The sequence below is a fragment of the Candidatus Eisenbacteria bacterium genome (assembly GCA_030017955.1).
Taxonomy (GTDB): Bacteria; Eisenbacteria; RBG-16-71-46; order JASEGR01; family JASEGR01; genus JASEGR01.
The window spans coordinates 1-10,437 of the sequence record JASEGR010000089.1 but is presented as its reverse complement, the minus strand read 5'-3'; the positions used below and the strand labels follow the sequence as shown (position 1 = coordinate 10,437).

Annotated in this window: 5 protein-coding genes; 2 read left to right on the top strand and 3 right to left on the bottom strand. The window is 52.1% G+C overall.

Going from position 1 to position 10,437, the window contains the following annotated elements; translation table 11 throughout:
* Positions 1-21 precede the first annotated feature (21 nt).
* A complete protein-coding gene (locus QME66_11515) occupies positions 22-1,746 on the bottom strand; it encodes a peptidyl-prolyl cis-trans isomerase (protein ID MDI6809591.1) in 1,725 nt (574 codons plus the stop codon).
* A 329-nt stretch (positions 1,747-2,075) separates the two neighbouring features.
* Here QME66_11515 and QME66_11510 point away from each other — a divergent pair, with 329 nt between their 5' ends.
* Both QME66_11510 and QME66_11505 read left to right on the top strand, forming a co-directional pair.
* A complete protein-coding gene (locus QME66_11510; GenBank protein ID MDI6809590.1) occupies positions 2,076-5,393 on the top strand; it encodes a fused MFS/spermidine synthase in 3,318 nt (1,105 codons plus the stop codon).
* A 3-nt stretch (positions 5,394-5,396) separates the two neighbouring features.
* On the top strand, positions 5,397-7,580 hold the full coding sequence (locus tag QME66_11505; protein ID MDI6809589.1) for a tetratricopeptide repeat protein: 2,184 nt from the start codon (positions 5,397-5,399) through the stop codon (positions 7,578-7,580).
* A gap of 18 nt (positions 7,581-7,598) precedes the next feature.
* Here QME66_11505 and QME66_11500 read toward each other — a convergent pair whose 3' ends face one another.
* Positions 7,599-9,149 carry an alkaline phosphatase family protein gene (locus QME66_11500; protein ID MDI6809588.1) on the bottom strand — a complete coding sequence of 517 codons (1,551 nt, stop codon included), beginning with the start codon at positions 9,147-9,149 and terminating at the stop codon, positions 7,599-7,601.
* Positions 9,150-9,338: 189 nt separating this feature from the next.
* The gene (locus QME66_11495) at positions 9,339-9,995 is read right to left on the bottom strand and encodes a hypothetical protein (protein ID MDI6809587.1); all 657 of its coding nucleotides are present in this window, start codon (positions 9,993-9,995) and stop codon (positions 9,339-9,341) included.
* Between the last annotated feature and the right edge of the window lie 442 nt (positions 9,996-10,437).

Below are 10,437 nucleotides of genomic sequence, written 5' to 3'. Positions count from 1 at the left end.
CCAAAAGTCCGGTTTTGAACCTTAAATAGTCCGGTTTTCAACTTTCCCTAACAGAACTTTTTTGACAACTTGCTTCAAGACTCCCTCATCCACCTTCACACCATACTCCTTCTTGAGCCCCTCAAGATGGTCCTTGAGGGCCTGGTCGTCCATAAGGGTGCTGAGGTCCCTGCGCACATACTCCCGCGCCTCTTCCCATGGCAAGGGTCGTTTTTCTTTCTTTTCAATTACCTTGACAACCAGGTACTTCTTCTCAATGGGAACGGGGCCTGCGACCTCATTCAGACTCAGGTTGAAGGCGACGTCCTCCAACTCCTTGGACTTGGACTCACCTCTTCCAAAGAACCCGGTGGAGGGCTCGTTCTGGAATGCCGGGTATTTCGTAGAATACTCGGCCACAACATTGGCGAAGTTCTCCCCTGATCTGAGCTTGTCAGCAAAGCCTTTGGCCGCTCCCAGGGAGTCCAGAAGCGCGTATGCAACATTTATCTTCTCTGGCTCAGAGTAGCTGTCAAGATGTTCTTTGTAGAAGTTCCTCATCTCTTCTTCCGATGGGACTGACTTTCCGGAGATTCGCCCATAGAAGTAGCGCGTTACGAGGCCCTCTTCCCTTCTCAACCTGATTTTCTCTTCGATATCATGGTTGCGCTGGAGTCCCTCGCTGTAGGCCTCCGCCAATACCATGCTGTCCCTGATGGACTTAAGGGCGAATGTTTCTACCTCTATCGGGCTCCCGCCTTTGGGCCAGGTGCCCTTCACGAAATTCTGTACGTAGTTGAGAAAGTCCGTAACCGATGTCTCTCCCCCCTTCCACTTGGCAAGGGAAAGTGAGAGTTCCGAGGGCGAAATCTTGAGTGTGCCGGCTATGTCAGTATCCGTAATGAGAATCTCCCCTTCCGTAGGAATGTGAGACCGGCCATATGCTTGGAATTTCCCTGCAAGAAGCTCCAAAGCTTTTTCATTGAATGAAAGCTCATACTTTTTCTCGAGCTTCAGGTAGAACTCTTCCGTCAATCGTTTCCCCTTCATCGTCCGCACGGCATCTGTCAGACGTTTTTCTTCCTCCTTGAACGGGTTTTGGACTCTTTTTCTCCTTTCATCCACCCTTAGTATGTGATAACCATCGGTACTCTTCACCGGCTTTGAGATTTCCAGGTTTCCCAGGCCGAAAGCTACCTTCTCCAGTTCAGGAGGAAACTCGCCCCAGGTGTAATACCCCATGTCGCCTCCGCTCGCCCCGCTCCTCTGATCCAGGGAAAACTTTTGCGCAACAACCTCGAACTGCCCTCCTTCCTTGAGGAGCTTGATGACATCTTCCGCCTGGCGAAGGCTTGCGACAAGGATGTGCCTTATCCTTATTTCCTCTCCCTGCTTCTTGTACAGATTCTTGGCATCTCTGTTGGTGACCTTGATTCGGTCAACGGTTTCTCTGTCAAGAAGCGTTTTTCTGAGCAAGTCTTCCTCAAACCTCTTCACTATCCTTGCGAGACGCGTTGTGTCAGGCATGTCCTTTGTTGCCGCAAGAAAAAGGAGGTCCCTGTTTATCATTGTTTCAAGAAGAGATTTCACGCTCTCCTCGTCCTTCTTTTCGATGCGGCCTTCTTTCGCCCATTTGAGATATTCTTCCTCAAGGTCACCCGCCAGGATTTTCCTGTCTCCGACAGTGGCAACAACCTTTCCTTTTGTAGCCTGGCACGAAAGAAGAACAAGAAGCAGAAGAAGAGCAATCTTTCCATACGTCTTCATATACGAACTGCCTCCTTTCGAGAAACTATCCCAGCCTAAACACATCCCGGGACTCTATGCTGCTGACAACCGGAACCAGTGTGCAGTCCCGGCTATACCTTGGTATGTGTAGGTGCCCCTCGACACGGCACCCTGATACTCGCGCCTGCTCGAGGAGTAAATATTAAGCCGTGGGTTCAACGATGTAAACGGCAAACTTTGCGGTGCAAGTGAGACAATTTCTGATTCAGAATCCGCTTTTCAGTTCTCCGGGGGAGATAACCGACAGAAGTACGATTCGACACCAAGGTTTTTGACTCCCGTCCACCCATCTGGTATCCTCCGGCTCTGTGAGAAAAAACTCTCTTGAGAAGTCCGCTCTTTTCCTGTTTTTCTTCTCCGGTGCGACATCCCTTGTCTATGAGGTCGTCTGGACCCGGCAGCTAGTTCTCATTTTCGGCGGGACCTCGTACGCAATTTCCACCGTCCTGGCTGCCTTCATGTGCGGACTTGCGCTGGGAAGTTACGTGATTGGAAGAGTGGCGGACAGAAAAATCAATTACCTGCTTACTTACGGCGTACTCGAAATAGGTATTGGCATCTGGGCCGTACTGCTTCCTTTCTTTCTATCGCTCTTGGGAAAACTCTACGTCCATTCCTACTCGGGAATCAGCCAGAGCCCTGCTTTCATGACTTCATTGAGATTTTTCTCGACCTTCCTTGTCTTACTCGTTCCAGCGAGTCTGATGGGCGGCACCCTCCCTGTTCTCATAAAGTGCTTCGTCAGGAAGAGAGGAGAACTCCTGACGAAACCCGGCTTGCTTTACGCTGTGAACACTCTGGGTGCGGTCGCAGGCACCTTCACATCGGGGTACCTGCTGATTCCTGCCTTCGGACTCAGAAATACGACGCTGACCGCAGTGTTCTTGAATATCGCAATCGCCATATGTGCCTTTGTTCTCGCTTCGTCCCGCAGGCCACTAACAGCTGCGGACGTAGGTGACGGGAAACAAGAAGTTGACAAGCATATTCTGCCTTCTGTTCAGGACGAGCCTGCCCGAGCATCGGCCGCGGCTCCCCCCGGTAGCGAGTCTTTAGTGCGACCCGCTGGTAACGCGAAAACCATCTGGTCCGCTCAATCCACAGAATGGCTTGTGCCCCTTGCTTACGGAATCTCAGGCTTCGGGGCGCTTGCGCTTGAAGTCGTCTGGACAAAACTGCTCTGCGGAGTGCTCGGGACGACCGTATATGCTTTCTCGGCAATGCTGACAACCTTCCTCTTCGGACTTGCTCTTGGCAGTTGGGTCATTTCAGCAGCTGGGAGGCTCAAGGAGGCAAATCCGATCATCCTACTCGGATGTCTTCAACTAGGCGTCGGATGCTTGGTGCTTGCCACAATCCCTGTTTTTGGAATCCTGCCTATTCTCTTCTTCAAGCTTTTTGGATTCTTTGGTCCGCAGTGGAGTTCGCAAACCGTCCTCAGGTTTTCCATAAGCTTTCTGATAATGATACTTCCGACCTTTTTCCTCGGCGGGACCTTTCCTTTGGCGGCCCGGGCTTTTTGCGGAAGGTTGGACCATCTTGGAAAACGGATAGGGGTACTCTACGCCGCAAACACGGTCGGCGCCGTGCTCGGCTCGCTGGCTGCCGGGTTTCTCCTTGTCCCCGCCCTGGGAAAACAATCTAGCCTCATATTCATTTCGGCTGTTTTTCTCTTGCTGGGCTCGCTTCTTCTGGCGCCAAGAATCAAGTTGGTCACGCGTCCAAGACAATACGCCGGCGGACTGGCCGCTCTATCGGTCATGGCCATTCTCCTTCCGCTTGCGTTGAGACCCTGGGACAAGGGACTCATGGATAGCGGTCTGTACGTTTATGCGCCTGACTATAAGGGATTGAGCGACCTGAAGGAGTCCCTCGCATCACAGAGGCTGCTCTTCTTTGAAGAAAGCCCCGAAGCGACTGTCTCTGTCTGGAGAAGCGAGGGGGCGACGTTTCTCAGAATAAACGGCAAGACTGACGCATCAACCGGAGCCGATGAAATCACCCAGAAGCTTAGTGCCCACGCTCCTATTCTTCTTCACAAGCACCCGGAGGATGTACTTGTCATAGGGCTGGGAAGCGGGATGACCGCCAACTCGGTTCTTCACCATCCGGTAAAGAGAGTTGTCTGTGCCGAAATTATCCCCGGTCTTCTCAAGTCCGCATCATTCTTTAACCCGCCCCGGCGAAATTTTCTCGGAGATCCGCGCTTCCAACTTGTCGAAGACGACGGACGGAACTTTCTTTTTCTATCGAAGGAGAAGTTCGACTGTCTTATTTCGGAACCCTCCAATCCCTGGATCGCCGGCATAGGGACTCTTTTCACCCATGAATTCTTCGAGCTTGCCAAGGAGCATCTCAGACCGGACGGCATCATGTGTCAGTGGGTCCACATATATCAGATGTCGGAAAGCGACCTCAAAGATATTCTCTATACCTTCAACCTTACGTTCCCTGAGGTGATGGTCTGGATGTCCGGAAGATCGGACCTCTTCCTCATTGGCTCGGGGAAACCTCTCACAATCGATTTCGCAGATCTGAGCCGCGGGCTCTCGACGAACCTTGTGAGTGAGGATCTCTTCAGACTCGGACTCAATACTCCGGTTGCATTTATTTCAAACTTCATCTTTGGCTCGAGAGCACTCCCTGGATACCTCAAAGGAAAGAGAACGGTTGTGACTGATGACCATCTCACTTTGGAATACAGCGCTCCGAAGAACATGTATGCCAAAACTGACATAGGAAATCTCTCTAGACTGTTCGATTGGGCTGAGCCTGTATCATTCTACCTGAGCACTATGCCGGAAGGGATGACCGAAGAGACTTTCGCTTCATATCTGGAAGGCAGGAGGACGGCTATTTCAACCCTTACCACCCCCTCCGCTCTGGACGCGGAAGGAAACGGCGGGCTCTGGAGAAGTCTCGCTCTTGCCCCCAACGACTGTCTTGTGAAAGGTCTCCTGTCAAGGAGTCTCAGAGAGAGAGGGAATTTTCTTCTGGAAGAAGGAAAGATAGAGGAGGCGCTCTCATACTTCAGAGCGAGCATCAGGACGGGGACGTTTTACGAAAGAGAAGCAGCGATGAGCAACACCGGTCTCTCATTCTTCAGGCTTGGGGAAGCCGACAGTGCGGCATACTACTGGCAAAATATCCTCAGCTTTCACCCGGAAAACTCCCTCGTCAGATACAATCTTGCGCTTTTGTATGCCGGGGCCGGTATGGAGGACAGGGCTATCGAGGAGTACAGGCAAATCCTCCGTTTTGACCCCTGGTACACGGATGCCATGAACAATCTCGCCTGGCTTCTTTCCGAAAAGGGCGATTCACTGAATGTGGCTGAGGAGCTTGCCATGAAGGCGGTCAGGCTGTCCAGGATCGCTACAAACCTGGATACAGCCGGATGGGTCAAACTCAAGCTCGGGAAAAAAGAAGAGGCTCTCAAGTACATCAAGAAGGCGGCAGAGCTGGATCCAGACAATGCCGAAGTGCATTATCATCTTTCAATCGTTTATGCTTCACTGGGAATGAAAAGCAAGGCTCTCAGGGAAGTGGAGAAGAGTCTCAAGCTCACCACAGATCCCGCCCTCATAGAGAAAATCACAGAGGAGAGAAGGAGGCTGGCGTTCTAGCCCGTGTCCAGGAGACATAAGGTCCTTGTCGTCGTACTGCTGCTGATTGCGGTCGGAGTCAGGGCAGTCTTCTTCTATCAAGCCAGGAGTACGGCGGCACCTCCGGGCTATCAGGAATTCCTATACAAGGCAAAGGCCGGCGAGGTCGCCGGAGCCGAAGGGGGCAGTCCATCTTCTCTTTCCTCCTTCTACGCGTCGTACATCTCTCTCTTGGCAAGGGCCATCCCCGATCCTCAGGCAAGTCAGCTCGTTTCTCATGTCCTCGGGGTAGGGCTTACCCTTGTAACATATCTGGTTGGAGCGGAGTTTCATTCCAGTGCGGCAGGGCTTGTAGCCGGTTTGTTTGTAGCAGCTTCAGGGAGCGAGCTCTTCTTCGAGGGGAAGTCTCTTCCATTCTCTCTTCTGTCATTTCTGGGCGGAGTCCTCACGCTTCTGCTTCTGAAGGGCAGGAAAACCGGGAGACTCGCCTATTTTCTATTCTTTGGGATTTTCTCTTCTCTTGCATACCTTCTTTGGGTGAACGGATGGCCGCTCCTGCTCGTTGGACTCGTCAATGTCCTGTTCGCTGTCAGGGCTGCGTCTAGAAAAAGAAAGGCCTTCGCGCTCGTTCTTGTCGTCCTGGGTGTTCTTTCTCTCTCCCTCCCGCTTCTCGTAAATAACTATCATCGGTATGGAGAACTTGCGGTCTCCAGCACAGGTTCGGGAGAGAATTTCTTCCTTGGAAATCAGAAGGGACTCGATGGAGTTCCTTTCACTGTCAGGCGGATGGAATCCGCAACCATTGGCGAACAGGCACGCTGGAGTTCGGGTCTGAGTCTCAAGGAGCATCGGGTCTCCCTGTTTTTGTACGGGCAGGCTCTCGGAGAAATTGTGAAGGAGCCTCTCTCTCATCTCTGGCTTATCTTGAAAAAGGTTTTCTTCTTTCTGGGACCATACGAGATTCCTGTCAATGAGAGTCTCTACTTCTCCCTCGGAAGAGAGGCCCCGCTCATCCACTACCTCCTGTACCTGTCCGTGATTCTCATGCCTCTTTTCGTCGTCGGGCTTATCACCCAAGCCGGCAAACTCAAGAAGGCCGACCCGGTCTTCTTCGCGTTTCTTTCGGCCCTGATCATAAACGGACTTTTCTTCACATCCTCGGGAGAACGGCTTTTTGGCCTTGTTTCTTTTTCAGTTGTGGGAAGCACTGTTCTTGTCAGAGCTTTCGGGAGGAACACCCTGCTGAGGACACGAGTGTTTCTTCTGGCCGGGGCAGTCCTGGCCGGCGCCATTCTCTTTGTTTTGCCGCAGGGGATAAGAAAGACGGGGGAGAATCCTTCAAGAGACAATTATCTTCTCGGTGCGTCCTATGCCATGGAAAACAGACTGTCTCAGGCCGTGTCCCATTTTGAGAAAGCCATCTCACTCGACAGGACGAACATTGAGGCCAGATTGGGTGCCGCCTCCTTGCTTGCGCACGATGGGGCGCTTGAGGAGGCAAAAACCCAGTATCTGAGAGCAGTCGAAATTGACTCAACTGAAGCGTTCGCCTATTTGGGGCTTGGAGCCATCTATCAGCTCGGGGGTGATAACATCCGCACATTCACACTTTGCAGTAAGGCCGTCGAGAAATCACCTTACCTGGCGGACGCTCACAATGCCCTGGGGGTTTCGCTCAGCAATCTGGGCTACTATCAGGAGGCCTATGACGAGTTCAGGAAAGCCCTCTTCTTGAGGCCAGGCCACAGGGGAGCTCAGGATAACATCACCGTTCTTAGACGATCCGGCTTTGAGCTTCCGGAGGCCGGCAAGAGTACATCGCTTGGAGAAATGACTGCCAGGGAGATCGTTGGACTTGCCATGGAGGATACGAGGAAGGGAGACTTCGCCGCAGCAAGAAAGAAACTTGAAGCCGCAGAACGGAAAGAGCCCGAGAGTTTGGAGGTAGCGTACGGTTTTGCTACACTTGCTCTCCAGGAAGGAAGACTTGACGATGCGATCTCGGGCTATACGAAACTTCTTCAGAGGGCTCGGGCGAATGCTCTTGTGATTAACAATTTGGCCTCCGCGTACGCAAGAAAGGGCCAGCTTAAGGAGGCAATCAAATTGTGGGAACAGCTTCTCACTATGAGTCCCACAAATGAGCTTGCAAGAAAGAACATAGAGAAAGCAAAGGAGGAGCTGAGAGCCCGCGAGAAGACGCCTTGAAACAGAGTCCCTGCAACCTTACTTGAGATAGGGAATTGACTTGAGCTTCTCTGCCTCTTCTGCAGTCAACGTATCTTCTTCAGCAGAACCCGACTCTTCTATCTCTTCTTTGCTGGTCTTGACCGGATTATCTTTGAGGTAGTCCGGGGTCACAGTCCATGTCAGGACTTTTCCATCCATACTTCCCGGAACGCCCTCGTTGAGAAAATAGAGTATGGTCGGAGTGATATCCACCAGGTTTCCCCCTTCGCTGATATGTCCTCTTCTTATGCCGCGCCCATTGAAAATGAAAATGCCATTCGGCCGGTGCCATGCAGAAAAGCTGGTGCTCAGGATAGGCTGAACGAGATTCTTCTCTTTCTCGGAGCCTGGCCCCATGAAGAATGGGTCGTTTTCAACAACAATGATATCGGCGGCTCTTTCGACGTACTTCCCGCCGAAGACTTCTTCTCTCTTATAGACTCCGCTGAAGAACTGTTTTCCGGTTTCCGGGTCCTTGAAGGAGGACAGTTTTTCCTTGTACAGGTTCTTGAATTCTTCGTAGTCCTTCCACCCCTCCTTGTGCGCTCCCCAAAGTACGGATTTTGTGACGCCGTTTGTTATGATTACGGGGCCCATCGTCGCGTGGGACAGCCAGTCGCTTATTCCAGAGACCTGGAGCCACCGCGACAGGTTTATTTCCCTGTAAATCGGCCCGAACCCGTGATCGGAAATTACCATGAGCATTGTTCCGGGCGGAAGCTCAGAAACAATCTGCCCCACAATACTGTCCATCGCGATCCAATAGTTCTTTATCGCGTTGCCGTAGAGTTTTGCCTTCGCAGGATCGTGAAGAGGATGATTCTTATCCATAAACTTCCAGTAGAAATGCTGGACCCTGTCGCTTCCTGTGAAGACGACCCAGAAAAGGTCCCATTTCTCCTTCTTCATGCTCTCCAGAACAAGCTTGCCCAGCACGTCACGCTGGTTGTCTATGTCCTTGAGCTTTTCGTTCTCCCAACCCTCTACGAGCTCTTCGCCCAGGCGCTCCAACGGGTAGGGCTGAATCTTTTCCTCGAGCTCTTTGGGATAGGTGTATCCTCGGTACTCAATATACGGAAATCCACTGATCATGAAGCCGTTCACTTCGTCAGGCGGCCAGGTTAGCGGGATGTTCATAACGCCGACTTTCTTCTTTCTCTCGCTGAGAATCATCCACACCGGCTTCGCCCTTCTCGAACGGGCAGTCTCATTCACAGACACGAGACTCCCGGGCAGCCTTCTTGAGAAGTCGAATATGCCGTGCTTTCCAGGGTTCACGCCGGTGAAGGCGGTCGTCCATGCCGGAGCGGAGAGCGGGGGAACGATGGACCTGAGGGTCCCGTATGCGCCGTCGTTTACGAGCTGCTGAATGTTCGGAAGGCTCCCTTCCTTCATCCATGGCTCAAGAAGGTCCCATGTGGCACCATCCAGACCCAGCACAAAAACCCTGGGTCTTGAGCCATACCTCGCGCAGCTTATGAGAGCAGTGACTAACAAGAAGATGATCCCTGACATGCACAAAAACCTTTTCCCACGCATCAAGCTCATCATTTGCCTCCCAGGATTGTTTCAGGACAACGAGAGAGAAATCAGAACCTGTCCCACCCGACAGACACTGAACAGATTTTTACTTTACCACAGGGGGCATTGAAACTGTAGGTTGAAATCGCGGTGCGATAGAAGAAAGCGGGGAGCTTTTCAAGCCCCCCGCTTCTTCAGACTATGCAGTGACTGTGATTACTTGTAGAGCGCCTTGATGTTTCCCCAGGTGCTTGGGGTTACGGGGGTGCTCACACCGCAACTGCCGTCGTATCCGGCAATTTCTCCGAATCCAACGCAACCAAGGTGGCTGGGCATACCCGGGATCGGCCAAATCACGTCAGTCTTGCCTTGACAATCCGTAAGCTCGGCCGTGTTGGCTCTGCAGCTCCCAGCAATGCACAACGTCCCGGGTGCATAAGCAAACACATAGATGAACCCGAGATTGAGGAGCGTGCCGGTATAGTTCACGCAGCTGTGCGCGATGACTACGCCAGAACCCGAAGCAGGGAACGGAGGAGACGGTGACTTGAGCACAAATGCGTTAGGCGTGCAATCAAGCTTGTCCGTCCCAACGAATATGTGCGGAGGATAGCTTAGACCGAACTCTTCAGCCGTCAGATTGTTGAAATCAGCTACAAGAATCTGACAATGGTAAGGGGTATTGATGGCCCCCTGGAGAACAAGCTGCGAACAGTTCGTCGGCGTGGGCTGAGTCGGCCACTCGCATCTACCCTTCGCGTCGATTCCCCTCAAGCTCACCACAATCTTCCCATCTTCATTAAGAAACGCAAATGCACCAGTTGCATAAGCGGCAATCGCTGCGATCGCAAGGAGCATAGCTAACTTCTTCATTATTAGACCTCCTGATAAAGGACGATGTTGTCCGTCAACCTAACTTCCGCAAGATCCTTCAGGACACGCACAACTTCTTGCCTTGCTGCATCCCCCCTTTCGGACAAACCTACGTTCTAATGCTCAACAAACTATGGACATATGGACAAAGGTGATTCCCAGAATGATGGATCGCAAACTGTGCAGCATCAGCACGCTCGGCGAAATTTCGACCAAATCAACCTCGCCGTCCACAGAATAATGATAGCATACTTGGAACCATTTGCCAACCAGTATTTTGCCCCGCCTTCAAACCCCAGTAGCGGGAAGGTCCTGCCAATGTGCCAACGGTCATGGTCAAGGCGCACAAGCTAAGCGATGCGGGCTCAGGAGCTGGTCTTCGCGGAACTAGTGTGCCGTCCCAGAAATAACTTTACGAAATGCAGGGCGTTTCATAAGGCAC